The 18530-nt window shown below is 41.3% G+C and carries 14 protein-coding genes and 1 tRNA gene; 8 read left to right on the top strand and 7 right to left on the bottom strand.

From position 1 onward, the window contains the following. Both cobN and V7K38_RS10775 read left to right on the top strand, forming a co-directional pair. Positions 1–3463, top strand: a 3463-nt coding sequence (gene cobN / locus V7K38_RS10780; RefSeq protein WP_334857657.1) for a cobaltochelatase subunit CobN, incomplete at its 5' end; no start/stop codon positions are given. Between the two features lie 9 nt (positions 3464–3472). Then, complete coding sequence (locus V7K38_RS10775) at positions 3473–4603, top strand: peptidoglycan-binding domain-containing protein (RefSeq protein WP_334857655.1); 1131 nt, start codon at positions 3473–3475, stop codon at positions 4601–4603. A 129-nt stretch (positions 4604–4732) separates the two neighbouring features. On the opposite strand, the gene V7K38_RS10770 is transcribed toward V7K38_RS10775, so the two are convergent. The 4 genes from V7K38_RS10770 to lipA form a co-directional block, all read right to left on the bottom strand. Then, positions 4733–5188 carry a Fur family transcriptional regulator gene (locus V7K38_RS10770; RefSeq protein ID WP_334857654.1) on the bottom strand — a complete coding sequence of 152 codons (456 nt, stop codon included), beginning with the start codon at positions 5186–5188 and terminating at the stop codon, positions 4733–4735. A 642-nt stretch (positions 5189–5830) separates the two neighbouring features. Beyond that, positions 5831–7081 carry an RNA polymerase sigma factor SigC gene (sigC, locus tag V7K38_RS10765; RefSeq protein WP_334857652.1) on the bottom strand — a complete coding sequence of 417 codons (1251 nt, stop codon included), beginning with the start codon at positions 7079–7081 and terminating at the stop codon, positions 5831–5833. Between the two features lie 617 nt (positions 7082–7698). Further along, a complete protein-coding gene (locus V7K38_RS10760; protein ID WP_334857665.1) occupies positions 7699–8634 on the bottom strand; it encodes an NAD(P)H-dependent glycerol-3-phosphate dehydrogenase in 936 nt (311 codons plus the stop codon). 31 nt (positions 8635–8665) lie between these two features. Next, positions 8666–9550: a lipoyl synthase gene (gene lipA, locus V7K38_RS10755; protein WP_334857651.1), complete on the bottom strand. Its 885-nt coding sequence runs from the start codon at positions 9548–9550 to the stop codon at positions 8666–8668. 138 nt (positions 9551–9688) lie between these two features. Here lipA and V7K38_RS10750 point away from each other — a divergent pair. Continuing rightward, positions 9689–9762 (top strand) — tRNA-Pro (locus V7K38_RS10750). Positions 9763–9869: 107 nt separating this feature from the next. Here the strand turns inward: V7K38_RS10750 and V7K38_RS10745 are convergent. Continuing rightward, positions 9870–10703, bottom strand: a complete 834-nt coding sequence (locus V7K38_RS10745) for an ATP-grasp domain-containing protein (protein ID WP_334857650.1) — start codon at positions 10701–10703, stop codon at positions 9870–9872. 84 nt (positions 10704–10787) lie between these two features. Further along, entirely contained in the window at positions 10788–11651 is an 864-nt protein-coding gene (locus tag V7K38_RS10740) for a hypothetical protein (protein WP_334857648.1), read from the bottom strand. A 135-nt stretch (positions 11652–11786) separates the two neighbouring features. Here V7K38_RS10740 and V7K38_RS10735 point away from each other — a divergent pair, with 135 nt between their 5' ends. The 5 genes from V7K38_RS10735 to V7K38_RS10715 all read left to right on the top strand — a co-directional run bounded on the left by V7K38_RS10735 (position 11787) and on the right by V7K38_RS10715 (position 15745). Then, positions 11787–12704, top strand: a complete 918-nt coding sequence (locus tag V7K38_RS10735) for a metallophosphoesterase family protein (RefSeq protein WP_334857647.1) — start codon at positions 11787–11789, stop codon at positions 12702–12704. A gap of 4 nt (positions 12705–12708) precedes the next feature. Continuing rightward, positions 12709–13242, top strand: coding sequence for a GAF domain-containing protein (locus V7K38_RS10730; RefSeq protein WP_334857645.1), 534 nt, complete (start codon positions 12709–12711; stop codon positions 13240–13242). 33 nt (positions 13243–13275) lie between these two features. Next, positions 13276–14718, top strand: a complete 1443-nt coding sequence (locus V7K38_RS10725; protein WP_334857643.1) for an AAA family ATPase — start codon at positions 13276–13278, stop codon at positions 14716–14718. Next, a complete protein-coding gene (locus V7K38_RS10720; RefSeq protein ID WP_334857641.1) occupies positions 14715–15359 on the top strand; it encodes a retron system putative HNH endonuclease in 645 nt (214 codons plus the stop codon). The genes V7K38_RS10725 and V7K38_RS10720 overlap by 4 nt, the downstream gene beginning before the upstream one ends. Positions 15360–15451: 92 nt before the next feature. Then, on the top strand, positions 15452–15745 hold the full coding sequence (locus tag V7K38_RS10715; RefSeq protein ID WP_334857639.1) for an antibiotic biosynthesis monooxygenase family protein: 294 nt from the start codon (positions 15452–15454) through the stop codon (positions 15743–15745). 59 nt (positions 15746–15804) lie between these two features. Here the strand turns inward: V7K38_RS10715 and pcrA are convergent, their stop codons facing one another. Next, positions 15805–18126 (bottom strand): DNA helicase PcrA, encoded by a 2322-nt coding sequence (gene pcrA / locus V7K38_RS10710; RefSeq protein WP_334857638.1) that lies wholly within the window; start codon positions 18124–18126, stop codon positions 15805–15807. Positions 18127–18530 lie beyond the last annotated feature (404 nt).

The following is an 18530-nucleotide window of genomic DNA, read 5'->3' as shown; positions in this document are numbered from 1 at the left end:
CACCTTTGAACTGGATGAATCCACCTCAGAACTCCGTTCATCCACCTTTGAACTGGATGAATCCACCTCAGAACTCCGTTCATCCACCTTTGAACTGGATGAATCCACCTCAGAACTCCGTTCATCCACCTTTGAACCTCAAATCTCGGAATCCCCAATTCCCAAAATCGGCATTCTTTTCTACCGCGCTCATTATTTAGCTGGAAACACCAAAGTAATTGATGCTTTATGCCAAGCCTTGGTACAAAAAAATTTACAACCAGTGCCAGTATTTGTTTCCTCATTGCGTGAACCCGATGTTCAAGCAGAGTTAAGTGAATTTTTCCAACCCAAAGAAGCCGAATCAATAGCTGTGCTGCTGAATACCACGAGTTTTTCTCTAGCACGGTTAGAAAGCGAAACACCCCAAGTTGAACTATGGGAAAAATTAGATGTACCTGTGTTGCAGGTAATCCTTAGTGGCGGATCGATTGAGCAGTGGGAGTCACAGTTTCAAGGGCTTTCTCCCCGCGATATTGGGATGAATGTGGCGTTACCAGAAGTAGATGGGCGAATTATTACTCGTGCTGTGTCTTTTAAAGCAGTACAAACTCGTAATCCTGATTTAGAGACAGATGTGGTAATTTATGAACCAGTGAGCGATCGCATCGAGTTCGTTGCTAACCTAGCAGCAAATTGGGCGCGTCTCCGTTCCAAACCACCCCAAGAACGGCGAATTGCCCTAATTTTGGCAAATTACCCCAACCGCAATGGCCGCCTTGCTAACGGCGTGGGATTGGACACCCCAGCTAGTTGTGTAGAAATCCTCCAAGCTCTACATCTGGCTGGTTATGATGTCGAAAATCCACCCACTCAAGGAGATGAGTTGATTCAACGCCTGACAGATGGCGTAACAAATGATCCAGAAGGCCAAGAATCGCTTCCCGTACACCAAAGTCTTTCTTGGGAAGAATATCAAGAATATTTTGCTTCTTTGCCGCCAGCCGTGCAACAAGGTATTAGGGAACGATGGGGAAATTTAGAGCAGGTAAGCAATCAAGAATTATTCCCCCCTGCCCCCCTGCCCCCCTGCCCCCCTGCCTCTTTCCCCGTTCCCGGAATTCAACTCGGCAACATCTTTGTGGGAATTCAGCCAGCAAGGGGTTATGATAATGACCCCAGTTTGAATTATCATGCGCCGGATTTAGAACCAACCCATGCTTATTTAGCTTTTTACTATTGGGTAAGAGAATGTTTTGGTGCTGATGCTGTAGTTCATGTAGGGAAACACGGAAATCTAGAATGGCTACCCGGTAAAAGTGTGGCTTTATCGAGTAATTGTTATCCAGAGGTGGCATTCGGCGCACTTCCCCACCTGTACCCATTTATCGTCAACGATCCTGGTGAAGGTTCCCAAGCTAAACGTCGCGCTCAAGCGGTGATTATAGATCATTTAACGCCGCCAATGACTCGTGCGGAACTCTACGGTTCTTTGCAACAGTTAGAAAATTTAATTGATGAGTATTATGAAGCGGACAGTTTAGATCCTTCGCGTTTGCCAATAATTCGCGATCGCATCCACGAACTGGTAATCAAAGAGAATCTCCATCTAGATTTGGGAATCTCAAATGAAACAGAAATTTTTAATTCTGAATCTTTAATTTTGAATTCCATCGGTGGCTATCTTTGTGAATTGAAAGAAGCTCAAATCCGCGACGGGTTGCACATTTTTGGGCAATGTCCCCAAGGAAGACAGTTGCGAGATTTGATCGTAGCGATCGCTCGCATCCCCAATCGCCATTCTTTAGGTATTACCCGTGCTATAGCTCAAGATTGGGGTTTAGATTTCGATCCCCTCACAGCCGATTTGTCAATGCCCAGTGGTGAATATTCAATAGTCAATGGCACAGAATGCCGCACCATCGGCGATATAGTCGAAGTCCTAGAAGAACACGCTGCCCTTTTAGTAGAACAAATAATAAATCAGGATTCAGAATTCAGCAATCAGGAATCTTCTAGAGACGTGATCAATCGCGTCTCTACCTGGATACGCGATCGCCTACTTCCAGCTTTACAACAAACCGATCAAGAAATAACCCATTTATTACACGGACTAGATGGCGGATACGTCCCCAGCGCCCCATCTGGCGCACCCACGCGCGGCCGCCCAGAAGTTCTACCAACCGGGAGAAACTTTTATTCTGTCGATATTCGCGCCATTCCCACAGAGACAGCTTGGGATATTGGGAGAAAAGCTGCTGAAACCCTGGTTGAATATTACACTCAAGAGCATGGTGAATATCCCAAAACACTAGGTTTATCACTGTGGGGAACAGCCACCATGAGAACAGGCGGTGATGACATTGCCGAAGCCTTAGCTTTACTCGGAGTCCAACCTGTGTGGGATGGTGCAGCACGGCGAGTAGTGGATTTTGAAATTTTGCCCTTAGCGATTTTGGGAAGGCCCCGTGTAGATGTCACCTTGCGAATTTCAGGATTCTTCCGCGATGCTTTCCCCAACTTAATTGACTTATTCGATCAAGCAGTATCAGCAGTAGCAGATTTAGATGAACCGCCAGAACAAAACCCCCTAGCGGATGCAGTTCGTCAAGACACTGATTTGTGGACAAGCCAAGGATTAACTATACAAGAAGCCGTGGTGCGATCGCGCTACCGGATCTTTGGTTCTCGCCCAGGTGCTTACGGCGCAGGACTCCAAGGTTTAATCGAATCCCAAAACTGGACAGATGACGAAGATTTAGCCCGCGCCTACATTAACTGGAGTTCTTACGCCTACTCATCGGGAACAGGAGCAGGGGGAGCAGGGGAGGATAAAATCCCCAATCCCCAGTCCCCAGTCCCCAATCCCCAATCCCCAGTCCCCAATCCCCAATCCCCAATCCCCAATACCGAAGCCTTCAAACAACGCTTATCCCAAATGCAAGTTGTCCTGCACAATCAAGATAACCGCGAACACGACTTACTCGATTCCGATGATTATTACCAATTTCAGGGTGGTTTAACAGCTGCGGTGCGTTCTCTACAAGGAAAAAACCCCCAAACTTATTTTGGTGATAATTCCATACCCGCCCAACCACGAGTCCGCCAACTCAAAGAAGAAATTACCCGGGTATATCGTTCTCGTGTAGTTAATCCCAAGTGGATTGCCGGAGTCATGCGCCACGGTTACAAAGGTGCTTTTGAAATGGCGGCGACAGTAGATTTTTTATTCGCTTACGATGCTACAGCTAAATGTGTCGAAGATTATATGTATCAAGGCATAGTAGAAGCTTACTTGCTCGATCCAGTTGTGTCAGAATTTATTCAGGAAAAGAACCCTTACGCTCTGCGTGATATTGCTGAAAAATTATTAGAAGCACACAAGCGCAATTTGTGGGAGGATGTAAGTATAGGAACATTAGAAGCTTTGAGGAACCTAGTACATCAAGCCGAAGCAGTTATCGAAGAAAAATCAATGGTGTAGGAAACAAATATGGAAAATCTTGCGTATTTGCACCTAGCTTTCGCCTACGAAGACAGCAACCCCAGTGAATTGGTATCCCTCAGTTCTTTGTTTAACAAAGCAGCTGCGCCAGACTGGAAACGGCTTTCTGGTAGGGCTTGGAAGTATATGTTGCCCCTTGCTCTGTCTCTCTCCATTCTTGGCGCTGTCAGTAGCGTCATAGCACTGGAAACAGGCGATCGAGGCCCTTCTGTCAGAAATCTCCAACAAAAGTTAAAAACAGCAGGTTTTTACCAAGCTTCTGTCACCCAATTATATGACGCATCCACACAAGAAGCTGTGCGCCGCTTCCAAAAGGCCGCTGGTTTACCAGTAGACGGCATTGTTGGAGCAAACACCCTGCAAAAATTAGAAACCTGGCAAGCTAACAAACCCAGTACTACAAATAGACAAGCTCAAAAAGCCACTGTTGTAAGTACACAAGCCACAAAGCCCAGCACTACTACTTCAGCAACTACCCAGCGCCGTAATTCCAATTACCTAACTAAGGGGGATGAAGGTGAAAATGTCAGGGCTTTACAAGAACGCTTAAGAGTCGCCGGCTTTTATTACGGGAATGCCACAGGAATATTTGGCCCAATTACTGAAGAAGCTGTAAAGCGGTTTCAAGATTCTTATAAATTAAGCGTTGATGGAGTTGTTGGCCCAGCAACATTAGCTAAATTGCCGGGACTTGGCATCGGTGATGGTGAAGAGGCTCCCAAAAAGGTAGTCAATCGAGATAAACTCCGTGTAGGCGATCGCGGTGAGTCAGTTAGAGTTATCCAAGAACAATTGATCCAAGCAGGATATTTAGAGGGAGAGCCAAATGGTTACTATGGCCCCTATACTGCCGACGCTGTAAAGAGATTCCAGGCAGCAAACTTCTTGAAAGGAAGCGGTGTTGCCGGCCCAACTACCAGAGCTAAGTTATATAGCTCAGTTAATACTGCTAGCAAAAGCGAATTTAATACCTTAGAAATCCAAACCCGACTACGGGAGCGGGGTTTTTATAAAGGCAAGTTGAACGGTGTGATGGCAGATGACACCAAAAAAGCGATTAAACAAGCTCAAGAATTCTACGGCATTAGCCTTAAGGATCTTAAGAGCGGACGCTTTTAGCATCCGCTTTGGTGTCGTTAGTATCAGTCAAAAACTCGTTGCTAGCCTCTAGTAACAGCAAATTACAAACTGCTCAAAATTCCACTTATTTGGTTAATTTGAGTAGTTTGTCTTATCTTCGCCCAAGTGCTAAAGCGGCATCAGCGCCCGTTGGCACTTGGGACAAACTGCATGAATGGTCATTTGACAATCAAGCAGGTGGAAACCTTCTTTTTGAGCGGTTTTCGACCCAATTTTTAAAATCGAGTCATTTTTAAACTCAATAGTTGAGTTGCATCTAACACAGATTAAGTGATGGTGATGATGGGGATAGGGCTGGTTAATCTCATAATGCTTATGTCCCTCGCCCAGTTCTAGTTCCCGTAAAATTCCCATCCTTGCCATCAACTTCAAACTTCGATAAATAGTTGATAGACTGATCCCTTTACCATCAGTTTCTAGCCGATGATGAAGATCCTCCGCACTTAAATGTTCACCTTGCGGAAGTTCTTGAAAAATGTGTAAAATTGTTTCGCGCTGGGGAGTTAATCGCCAGCCTCGATCATTCAGTTCTGCCTTGAGTGAAGTAGTTGTGTAGACAGTCATACTAATATTTCTCAACAAAGCTCGTTAATTGAGAATATAACAAATCTTGGGAGCAATTTGCAACAATCATTGCCTATTGAGAATTAATCCTAAATATTTAACAGCAATTCATCAAATCTAGATCAAAATTCAACTAATAAGCTGTAATCAATTTAATTTGCATACAGTTAATAGTTAGAATACTTGTAACGACTGTATCCCTTGACTTTAAATTTTGAATAAGTGAATTTTGAATTGCTTAGTTAATCCCACCTTCAAGATATCTGAGCAAAGGTCTGGGAAAACTTTTATACAACTAAATGCAAATTATTTTCTGTAAGTCTCTCAAAAGCTTTTAACAAAGTTTAGACAGTTAATTCCCCTCCCTCCACAGACAGCAAGTTCTGTCTCAAGGTCTAAATCCCCTGGAGTTGCTCCTCTACAGCGCTTCTCTGCGAGACGCTTTGCGAATGCGCATCCTGCGGCGGGGGAGACCCCAAGACCGCACTCCTCTTCGTTGCAAAACTTAATTACGTTAGCGACACGAAAAATCGAGTCCGCGAACGCAATTACGAATTATTTTAATGTCCTTTGTCCCTAGTCATTTGTCAAATTTAGTTTTCTAATGACAAATGACTAATGACAAATGACTCTTAACATTAATTAACTTAGAGACTCCAAATAATCGCGGATAAGGTTGCGACGTTTGGGTTGGCGTAGCTTTTGCAAAGCCTTAGATTCAATTTGCCGAACTCGTTCGCGCGATAAGTCAAGGGCGCGGCCAATTTCTGCTAAAGAATAAGGATGACCATCAGCCAAACCAAACCGCATCAAAATTACATCGCGTTCCCGGCTAGTCAAATCTGACAGAAGATGATGCAAATCTCTTTGTAAAGATTCGCGCATTAACATTTCTTCTGGGGTTACACAGTCAGTTTCAAGTAATTCGCCTAACTCAGTGTCTTTATCTTTGCCGACTTTGGTTTCCAAAGAAACAGAGCGAGGAACCCGTAACAAAACTTCTCTGACTTGAGTCGGTGTCATCTCTAACTCAGTTGCTAAATCTTCTAGAGTTGGGGTGCGACCTTTTTCTTGAGCAATTTTGCGTTGGGCTTTTTTGATTTTGTTTAACTTTTCGGTAATATGAACCGGTAGGCGGATCGTGCGACTAGAAGTTGCGATCGCTCTTGTAATTCCTTGACGAATCCACCAGTAAGCATAAGTACTGAATCGATAACCCTTAGTTGGGTCAAATTTTTCTACAGCCCGCTCCAAACCTAGTGTCCCTTCTTGGACTAAATCCAACAATTCTAAACCGCGATTTTGATACTTCTTAGCAACAGACACAACTAGGCGAAGATTAGCCTTAATCATGTGTTCTTTTGCTTGCAATCCTTGGTACTGAACTTGCTCCAACTCTTCTACAGTCAACTTGGCGATTTCTGCCCAGCGACGTTTGCCATTTGCCAAAGTCGGTCTAAGATCGGATAAGATTATGTCAGCAGTAGCAGCCCACCTTTCTAAAGAAGGGCGATGTCCTAATTCTGAGGTCAGACGTTCTTGAACTTCAATTAATCTCAGATAAGGTGTAATAACTTCATCTCCAAGCTTTGCGGCGTTAGCAAGTACTATCCGCATCCGCAAGTAACGTTGGACTTTTTGAGCTTCTGAAACCTCTTCATCTCGCCCCAACAAGCGAACCCGACCAATCTCTTGAAGATATAGACGTACTAGGTCTGTACTCCGGCGGTTATTGCTAGCAGCAAAGTTAGCATTGTCAGCAGAAGCCATCTCTAGCTCCTGTAAATCATCTACCGATAACTCGCTTTCATCAACCGTGAGATCCGAGTCCAAAGCCTGGCGAGACTTTTTGGTGTTGTAGGGTGCGTCTGCATAAAAAGATGTTGCTGGCATAAAGATCGTCTCAATGGCTCCAGGTAACAATAGATTTCGGTCAGCTTAGATTACGGTCAGCTATTCAACTGTTGCTATTGTTCCCGTGATTTACGATGAACTAACATAGTTGAACGTTCCATTACAATTTTTTTAGAAATTAACTGTAATGGTTTTATTGGATACAGGATTACTGAACTGAATCGGCTGCTAAATTTTTGATTTAACCAATAGCTATGCAAATTGGCAGCTAGGCTTTCAATATTTCAACTACTTAGTTAACATTTCAACCTTGACGGTTTTGAATAGTAACTTTTGTAACACAGTATAAACATCCTTGAGTGAATGTCATCTTTATATTTGGCATAGTCACATTTACATGACTACAAAACTAATATCCTGACGATTTAGCAATTTTTTCTCAGGATTATTTAGGTATAAGTAGAACTAATAGATATAAGAGAAGTGATTAGGATTAACGGTAAAAATTCTATCGATACGGAGATAGAAAAGGTGGGTAAGTTTATTAAATACTCTCTCCGTGTTCTGCTAACCCGTCAATTTCAACGTGGTCAGATCCCCGACTTCTTAAACAAGTCGGGGATCTTGTAATCCAGCAGAGTTAAGTTGACAGATTACTAGTAGTTGTACTCTGGTTTTATATCTCGTAGCATCAGTTCATCAAGTGCTTGTTGGGGTGTGACTTCACCCTGAAGTAACCGATAAACTTGCTCAGTAATTGGAACCGGAATGTTTTGTTGCTTGGCTCGTTGCATCAAAACTTGGCAAGTGTTCACTCCTTCAGCAGTTCCTGGTAAATTTGCAAGAGTTTCTTGAAGAGTTTTACCACCAGCTAGCTGATAGCCGACTTGATAATTGCGACTTAAAGGACTATTGCAGGTTGCTAACAAGTCTCCTAGACCCGATAATCCATAAAATGTTTCCGTCTTTGCACCCCAGTCGTTACCGATGCGAACCATTTCTGTGAGTCCACGGGTGACTAAGGCGGCTTTGGCATTTGTTCCTAGATGTAAACCATCGCATACACCAGCTGCGATCGCAATCACATTTTTTAGTGTTCCCCCCAGTTCCACCCCCAAGGGATCGGGATTGGTATATACCCGAAAACGATGAGAAGAAAATACTAACTGCACTACTTCCGCAGCCGTGGGGATATTACTGGCTACTACCGTTGCTGCTGGTAACTCTAGTTGAATTTCTTTAGATAAATTCGGCCCAGACAAAACAACCACTGCATGGTTAGGAAATACTGTTTGCCAAATTTGCGACGGCATACAGATGGTTTGGGGATCTAAGCCTTTGGTCGCCGTCACAAAAATTGTCTCTGGAGAAAGGGGGAAAGACTGGACTTGAGAAGCAACATCTCTCACACCAATCATCGAGATAGCGGATAGGATTATTTGGGCATCTTCTAACACTGCTTGGAGAGTTGGGGAACCTTGACGCGACCACACGCGCACCTGATGACCATTTGCTGTGGCGAGATTTGCCAGAGATGCACCCCAAGCACCCGCACCCAGAATTGCTACAGAAAGTTTTGAATTGGAGTACATCTGCTCACTCATAACTGATAACTCCTAACTCCTAACTCATAACTTTTGAGCGGGGATAACGTTCTATTAATTCTCTGACTTGTTCTGCATGATATGAACTTCTTGTCAATGGTGAAGATACAATTTGTAAAAATCCGATTTCTTCGCCGAATGCCTTCCAAGCAGCAAATTGTTCTGGGTTGATAAATTCATTTACTTGCAAGTGTTTTTGACTGGGTTGGAGATATTGCCCAATTGTCAAAATATCGCAATCTACGGTTCGTAAGTCTTGCATGACTTGGCGAATTTCGGCATCAGTTTCACCAAGTCCAACCATGATCCCGGATTTGGTGTATGTGCTAGGAGAAAGTTGGCGAGTTCGCTGTAATAATTCTAATGTGCGATCGTAGTTTCCTTGGGGACGCACCCGGCGATATAGGCGTGGAACAGTTTCGGTATTGTGGTTTAATACCTCTGGTGCAGCTTGTAGAATCAACTCTAGAGCATTCCAATTACCGCACAAGTCAGGAATTAGCACCTCAATTGTGGTGTTAGGTGAAACAGAGCGAACCGCATCAATACAGCCCACAAACTGAGATGCACCACCATCAAACAAGTCATCTCGATTTACAGAAGTGATTACCAGATGATTAAGTTTCATGCGGCCAACAGCTTCTGCCAGTCGTGCAGGTTCCGTGGGGTCTAGTGGTTTGGGTTTTTTTTCAAAATCAATATCGCAGTAGGGACAAGCGCGTGTACAAGCCGGCCCCATAATCAAAAACGTGGCAGTACCGGCATTGAAGCATTCACCAATATTTGGACAGGAGGCTTCCTCACAAACTGTATTGAGAGATAAATCCCGCAAAATGTCTTTAACGTTACCGACGCGCTCACGCCCAGGTGCTTTTACCCGCAACCAGTCTGGTTTTACAGTCACAATCTGCTTTTACCACTAGAGTTATACAAATTTAATCGTAGCAAGCAAAGCCTTGGGTGAAGCGATCGTATATATAGATATAATTCTGTGATTTGGCACAGGTTGTGATATTGTTAATTTACAATGCCATTTTTATGGCGGGATGTGGCGCAGCTTGGTAGCGCACTTCGTTCGGGACGAAGGGGCCGCTGGTTCAAATCCAGTCATCCCGATTTATCATATCGAATAACACTTGATTTGTCGTCGTTAACAAATCGCACGCTCATTTTACAAGATTAACTCATTTAATTAGTTAACAACATATCAAATTATTGATTTTTCATTTTGAGGCTAGACTAATGAGCATTTTTTCAAAAATTCTCAAAACAGGCTCCTCTCCATTGTCTCTAGTGAAAATACTATAATTAGGGTGAGAATTGATTTCGATTAACCAATATTGGTTATCCCGATCTAAGGCGATATCTAAACCGCCATAATTAATATCTAGTTCTTCAAAGACTGGTTTGGCGAAATTAGCAATCTTTGTCAATATTTGTGGCTCGTTGATATGCTTTGCTTTCGCACCATCCCAGTGGAGAGGGCTGAGATTACCTGCAAATTTTGCATTAGTTATATCTTTTTCATAAAGTAGAACTAACTCTTTATTAAAAAAAACGGCTCTATATTCAGCTTTTATGTGGATAAATTCTTGAGCGATCGCAACGTAATCATACTTTTTATTATTGACATTAAAAATATCTTTTAAAGCAGTTTTAACTTCATCTGTATTTTGACATAAAAAAACGTTATGTCCACTTGAGCCAGAATTGCGTTTAACAATTACGGGCGTTTCAAAGTTGTTTTTGATTTCTAATATAATATCTTCAAAGCTAGGAAATTTTAAGTAAATCTTATATTGGAGGTCACAAAAAGGAGAAAGAAAACCTACAGTCTTAGGAAGTTTAACTTTTTTCTTTAAAATATGGTAAGTATATTCCTTGTCTTTGATAATTTGTGCTAATGCCTGATTTATTATCGGAGTACTATAATTACAAAAATAATGTTGTTTATTATTCAGTTTTATTTTTACTAAGTTTTCAGTCGGATGAATAATTTCATAGTTAATGTTTAAGTTTTCACAAGCTTTGAGCAATAGCGAAAGGTTATCTAACATAAATATTTGAAATTAAATATTGACAAAAATCAATTTCTGGATATCAATTAAACGCTTTTTATAATATACTCTCCAAATTACGAATTACGAAGTTGTTTGCCGTTTAAAAATCACCATCTCAGTACCAACAACTGGGTTACGTGCTATCAGCTTATTTTGGGAGTCGATAATTTCTAAATGAGTAAAATCAAGTTCTTGAGAGCGTTGTAATATCTCCGCAGCTAGGTTGTCCTGCTGAGATTCTTTGAGAGTGTACCAATCGTCACTAATTTTGACAGTTAAGTTACTCGTGCGGAAGTTGGCTTGAATTGACTTTATCAGACCAGAGGCAATGCGATCGCTAGTTTCAGCTACCTGATTCTCAATAGCCGCAATCAAGGCTTGTTCTGGTGTCAATTCTATAACTGGTGTCGGCGTTGGCGTGGGAATTGGTTCTATTTCCGGTTTGATTTCCGGTTCTGGCGGCGGCGTAATTTCCTCTGGTGGCTGTGGCGGCTGCGGTTCTGGTACAACTGACTCTGGTGGAGTAGCGATCGTTGGTGTTAGCGCAGGAACCTCTTCAATCGGTGGAACTGTGGCTACTTCAGTAGGTTTACCAGTCAAGACAGTCGCAGTTGTCCATAAAAGAATTACAGCAATTCCAGTTACAATTCCCGTCAAAGCTGTATCTGATAACTTTGTTGACAAATTTGATGGAAAAAACAAGCGGATTGTTCTTAACAGTCCACCCCATCGCAACTGAAGCTGCTGGAAAAAACTGGGTCTTTCCTCAGTACCCGGTGGGGGTGCTGTTTCCAGTTTGTCCACTGTTGTTTCTAAAACCCCAATCGTCCCTCGGAGAAGTTGGATAATTTTAGCCTTCCAAATTGGCTGAACTCTCTGGTAAGGTTTTTGGAGAGGTTGAGTTTTTGGCTCATCCGTCGGTTTTGACTGATTGTCTTGTGACATGGAACTTTCACCAAAAGCAGCGAATCAAAGACAAACAACGTACATTATTACTGGTGCTGCCTTCTTTTGCCTTAATGTATCACTTCATTGCTCATTGTTTTCGTTAAACTAACTATTTATGAAATTTGGTGAATTATGAACTTGAAACGCCGTCAATTTTTATTTTTAAGTAGCCTGAGTGCCATTGGTACAGGATTTTTAGCCTGGATGTTAGTTCGTCAAAATAATCAAAGTGCTGATATTAGCGATTCAACAACAGCTATAGCCGCCAACCCAGCCAAAAAAGACTTATTATTACGTTTTGTGTCTGTAGCGGATACGGGGACTGGAGCTAAGGGACAGTATGCCGTGGCTAGAGCGATGAATGCATATCACAAACAAAATCCTTATGATTTAGTCGTTTTAGCTGGAGATAACATTTACAATAACGGCGAAATTGAAAAAATTGGCGAAGTTTTTGAGCGTCCTTATCAACTTTTGCTAAAACAAGGTGTGAAATTTCAGGCTTGTTTAGGCAATCACGATATTCGTACTGCCAACGGTGAGCCACAAATCAAGTATGCTGGTTTTAATATGAAGGGACGTTACTATACATTTAAACGTAATAAAGTACAGTTTTTCGCTTTAGATACTAACAGTAATGCTGATTGGAAAAACCAGCTAACTTGGTTAGAAAAAGAATTAAGTCTTAGTAATACTCCTTGGAAAGTGGTGTTTGGACATCATCCGATTTATTCATCGGGTCAGTATGGGAGTAATCCAGATTTTATTAAAACTTTTACTCCCCTATTTAAAAAATACGGTGTTCAACTTTACATCAATGGTCACGAACATAGTTATGAACGCACTCGTGCTATTGATAGCACAACTTATTTAATTTGTGGTGCCGGCGCTGGTAATCGTCCTGTAGGGCGTTCTGAGTGGACAGAGTATTCTACCAGTGATTTAAGTTTTGCTTCTTATGAGGTGTATAAAGATAGAATAGAAATAAGTGCGATCGCTACTAATAATCGTGTTTTTGATAAAGGTATTATTCAATTAAAATCAGCTTAGTTATATGACTCAGCAAGAACTTCCTTCTATACTCAAAAATATTGTAGAATCATCTCAAAAACCAGAGGCTATATTTTCTGCACTGTTACCAGCTGTAAGCGATTTTTTGCAATCTGATAGATGTTTTCTATACCTACATAATCCACAGAATAACCTTGGTAGAGTTGCCTTTTGTTGGATTCGTACTCCAGATGTACCTACTGTTTATAATGAAGACTGGGCAGCACAACCCCCAACTTTAGTAGATGACGATCCGATGTTTGCGGCTGCGCTACGTGCCAAACCTTCAATCTTTGTCGAAGATGTAGAAACTGCTGAACCTCAAGTTTTGAATCGGGAATTTGAACAGAAAAATTTTGGACATCGCGCCTTGATTCATGCCCATATCTGCCAGGATGGCCAACTTTGGGGAATTTTACAACCATGCATTTTTGGTCATCCCAGAATTTGGACTGAATATGAACGAGGGGTGATTAATAATCTTGTCGAAAAAATCACACCTTTAACAGTTTATTATGTCAAGTCTGCTTTTGATTAGCTGTAGTAAATTACATTCAGCGTTGTTAAAACTATGAAAGTCAAGCGCTTGAAAATGCAAGCCTTCCGTGGAATCGGTGATTTGACGCTGGAGTTTGATGAAACAAGTCCAACGGTACTTATTGGTATCAACGGTGTAGGGAAATCGAGTATTCTTGACTGTCTGGCTATTTTTCTATCACAGATCACAGCATATATTCAAAATTCTTCTGATTATATAATATTTTTTAATAATAAAGATATTAGTAATGACTGTGAGGAAACACAGAATGAAATTACATTATTAATAGAAAATGCCCAAGAAGTAGTTTTAAATATAACGAAAATTAATTCAGGTGATATTCAAGAATTTCTGACAATAAATAGAGATATTTTTAAGCTTAACCTTTTGGTAAATGAAAAGTTGCGTATGCAACAAATATCAAATAGTGAATATCAGAAATTACAACCAATATTAAGCTCTATATCACCAATTATTGAACGCGAAATCTCTGATACTGTTAGTTTGGATAATGCCAAACTTACTACTCTTTCTAGTCTTCAATACACGAAAGGTTTACAAGCTGTAGTTGATGCTCTGCGTCATCAATTAGAAAATGGTTTTGAAGCCAACATTCCTTTAGTAATCTACTACCCTGTTAATCGTGCTGTTATTGACATGCCTTTAGAGATTTCAGAGGTAAGTTCATTTAAGCAAGTGGATGCATATAATCAGGCACTTACAGGAGGAAGAATAGACTTCAAAACATTTTTTGAATGGTTTAGAAATCGAGAAGACTTAGAGAACGAGAGACGAAGAGATAATCCTGATTATCGAGACAAACAATTAGAAGCAGTCAGACAAGCTATATCTTCATTGATACCAGAATTCTCAAACTTACGGGTTGAGCGTTCACCTCTGCGAATGACTGTTAGAAAAAGAAGTGAAAAACTCATCGTTAATCAGCTATCTGATGGGGAGAAATGCTTGTTGGCAATGGTGGGTGATTTAGCAAGACGATTGGCGATCGCTAACCCTAGTTTACCAGATCCACTCCAAGGTAGTGGTGTTGTTTTAATTGATGAAATTGAACTACACCTACACCCAAAATGGCAACGAGAAATTATTCCTGCTTTGACAAGAACATTCCCTAATTGTCAGTTTATTGTCACCACCCATTCGCCCCAGGTTATTAGCCAAGTCCAGCCGGAAGGAATTTATATTCTCGAAAAAACAGACGAAGGTGTTGTTGCTAAAAGACCAGAAAGTTCCTTTGGGAGAGATAGCAATCGGATCTTAGAAGACCTCATGGGTGTTCCAGCACGTCCACAGAAAATTAAGGAAAGTCTTTTAGAACTTTTTCGATTAATTGATGCAGGAAACTTGGAAGGTGCTAGGCAATTACGTCAACAGTTAGCTAATGAAATTGGATCAGATGAGCCGGAGTTTGTTAAGGCAGATGTACTTATCCGGCGAAAGGAAATTCTCAATAGATGAAAAACATAAAAAAGGGCGCAAAACCGATTAGCTTAACTAAATGGAATAATAAGCTTGGCGGTAATATACTTTCTTGGAAAAAATTCAAACAATCAGTGAAAAATGATGTGTTTCAGGCATTGCTCTGTGAACAAGGTTATATCTGCTGCTACTGTGGTGCTTCGATCATGAGAAATGAATGCCATATTGAACACTTGAAACCCAGAAGTATTTATACACAATTGACTTATGAATACACAAATCTCATCGTGTCATGTCAAGGTGAAGATGAAGCAAAACTTCGAGTACCAGTACATTGTGGTCATAGAAAAGATAACTGGTATGACGAGCATCTGATGGTTTCACCTCTAGAAATAACCTGTGCTGATTTTTTTAAATATCTTCCTTCTGGCGAAATTCAATCAACAGATGAGCCAGCTAAAAAAGCTGCTACTGAAACAACGATTGAGAAGCTTGCACTCAATATAAGCAAGCTGCAAAATATGCGTAGGCTAGCAATTGACGCTGCATTGCTTGCTACTGATGGTTTAACTGAAGCAGAAATACAGCTACTTGCTCAAGGTTATGAAAAACTGGATGCTAACGGTCAATATACTCCGTTTTGTGCTGCTATTACCTATTTTTTCAATAATTATTTTTGATTCAATAAACTGGGTGCGTAGGCATAGCCCGTCATAGCATCGCATTCATCTTATAGTAAATAACATTAGCTTAATTATCACCGCAAAACTTTATGATTCTTGAGGCAGTTATTCTTCATGTTAAACATGGTCTAGAATCCGATTTTGAAGCTACTTTCAAAAAAGCTTCTAAAATTATTTCCTCAATGGACGGATATTTATCCCATGAATTGCATAAATGTATAGAAGTCCAAGGTAAATATTTATTACTTGTCAGATGGGAAACTTTAGAATCTCATACTGTTGGATTTAGAAATTCTCCTGAGTTTCAAGAGTGGAAAAAACTTCTGCATCATTTTTATGAACCATTTCCCACTGTTGAACACTTTGAAGAAATTGAAATATGAAAAATTAAGATCCCCGACTTCTTAAAGAAGTCGGGGATCTGTGGGTTGTGGCTTTGTCTTCAAACTTTTTGCAACTGTGCTACTCTTGGGTCAACAATTTTTTGTCCTAAGCTAGCAAATTTAATTGCCACAGACATCTTACTACCCGTTCCGAAAACATGGGTAATTTCACCAAGACCGAAAGTTTTATGTAATACTCGATCGCCTACTTGCCAAATCTGCGTTGAGTCTTGCTTCCCGCTAGGATTAGAGGCACTTTTGGTATAACTTTGACGACTCGCGCGTTTGGTAGATAATAATTCTTCTGGTAACTCGTCGAGAAATTGCGATCGCATCGCAGGTTCCCGCGAACCATACAAACGCCGTTCCCGCGCATGTGATAAAAATAACCTTTCTTGGGCGCGAGTAATCCCCACATAACACAGGCGGCGTTCTTCTTCCAAAGATGCTGGATCGCCCAGCGAACGATAGCCAGGAAATAGCCCCTGTTCTAATCCCACTAAAAATACTACGGGAAACTCTAAACCTTTAGAAGCGTGCAAAGTCATCAAAGAAACGGCTGTCTGCCCTTCTTTTAAATTATCCAAATCAGAACTGAGGGCGGCACTACTGAGAAAATCTTGGAGCGAAACCTCTTCGTTTTCTTCTTGAAATTGCAATGCGGCGTTGTAAAGTTCCTGGACGTTTTGTACCCGATCTGTGGCTTCATCTGTGCCTTGACTCATCAAGTCTTGAACGTAACCAGAATCTTCTAATATTCCTTGCAAAACCTCAGTCACGGGAAGCGTACCGATTTGTCCTTGCCAACGGCTAATCATTGCGGCAAAGCTATTTACAGCTTTTGTCGCCCGTCCAGCTAATGTATTAACTGATGTTTCATCGCTGAGTATTTCCCACAGGGTTGTCCCTAATTGTTGGGAGGCGTTCATCAAAGCATCAATAGTGGTTTTGCCAACTCCTCGCCGGGGAGTATTGATAACTCGTAATAAACTGACTGTATCAGATGGGTTAGCGATCGCTCTTAAATATGCGATCACATCTTTGATTTCTTTGCGATCGTAGAACCTCATTCCCCCCACAACAGTGTAAGGAATTTGATATTTTACCAACAGTTCTTCAAAGGGTCGAGATTGAGCGTTTGTCCGGTAAAGTATGGCAAAACTGCCCCAGTCTAACTCTGGATTTTGGTTTTTTAAAGTGTTAATCTGATCGATTACAAATGCCGCTTCTGCAAGTTCTTCATCGGCTTTGTGACAAGTAATCTGCTCACCCGGCCCCCGCGTCGGCTTCAGAATTTTATCAATCCGTTGGGTGTTATTTTCAATTAGCTCATTTGCCGCTTGCAAAATATTTTCACAAGAACGATAGTTTTCTTCTAACTTAACCATCGTTTGGGTGTCATCATCTACCAAACCATCACCAAAGTCTTCTTGAAATCCCAGCAAGATGGTGAAATCTGCCATCCGAAAGCTGTAAATTGATTGATCTGCATCGCCGACAACGAAAACTGAGCGATTTTGCCATTCCCATTCGCTCTTTTTAGTTTCGCCGTTAGTCACCAATAGGTGGATCAGTTGATATTGAGTTCGATTAGTATCTTGATATTCATCTACAAGAATATGGCAAAATTTGCGATGCCAATAACCCAATACCTGCTCATTTTGCTGAAATAATCTAGTCGGTACGAGAATTAAATCGTCAAAATCGAGGGCGTTATTTTCTGCTAATTTATCTTGATATAAATTGTAGACTTGAGCAATTACCCTTCCGCGATAATTAGGTTGGTCTTGCTCAAATTCTTGGGGAGATAAACCTTGATTTTTAGCATTACTAATAGCATAGCGGACAGAGCGGGCATCAAATTTCTTATCGTCTAAATTTAGCTGTTTATTGACGATTTCTTTAATCAGAGTCATTACATCTGATTCATCAAAGATAGAGAAATTGCGATTCCAACGCCGTCCTTTTTCGTCTACGTATTTTTCAATATCAAAGCGGAGAATGCGAGAAAATAGACTGTGGAAAGTGCCACACCACAAATCTTTGATCGTATTTTTGTAAACTTGCGATCGCAGTTGAGTTTGTTGGTATTCTGTCAACAAATCAAAACGCTGTCCGTGTTGTTTCATGGCCAGTTGCTCCGCAAACAGCCGTTGAACCCGTTCTTTCATTTCCCGCGCGGCTTTATTGGTAAAAGTAACCGCCAGGATATTTTCTGGATCAACATGGTGTTTCAGAATCAGATTCGCAATGCGATAAGTCAGCGCTCGTGTTTTGCCGGAACCTGCGCCGGCAACGACTAGCAACGGGCCGCAGTAGTGTTCCACAGCTTGACGTTGACTAGGGTTAAGGTGACTGAGAAAGTCGATGGTTGTTGTCATGGATGTGAAAAAGCGATGTCTCCGACGGGCTATTCGGCGTCGCCTGGTGTCACATCAATAGAGAGTCACTATTGCCCAGGTTACAATATCCTAACGAAACTTGGTCAATAAAGATTGTGTGGCAATATGGGCTAACTGATTGTATTAGCTTTGCAGTAATGACACAGGAGGGAATTACTCAAGTCTTTACATCTGATCGTCATTTTGAGCAAGCGGGATTTACAAAATTGTTGTAAATCAAAAAATACTAAGATTTAAGCAAGGTTTCTGTAGGGGTAATTCATGGATTGCGCCTATAATACGTTAATTTTTTCTCCGCTAAATAGGTCGATCGCGAGTTCTTCTGACACTTTCTGTCGTAAGATCAGCGACGGGGAATCTAACATCAAAAAACTTTGGACACG

It is taken from the genome of Nostoc sp. (genome assembly GCF_036917465.1).
GTDB lineage: Bacteria > Cyanobacteriota > Cyanobacteriia > Cyanobacteriales > Nostocaceae > Nostoc.
The sequence above is the reverse complement of the archived record's forward strand: the minus strand, read 5'-3'. Positions and strand labels throughout refer to the sequence as shown.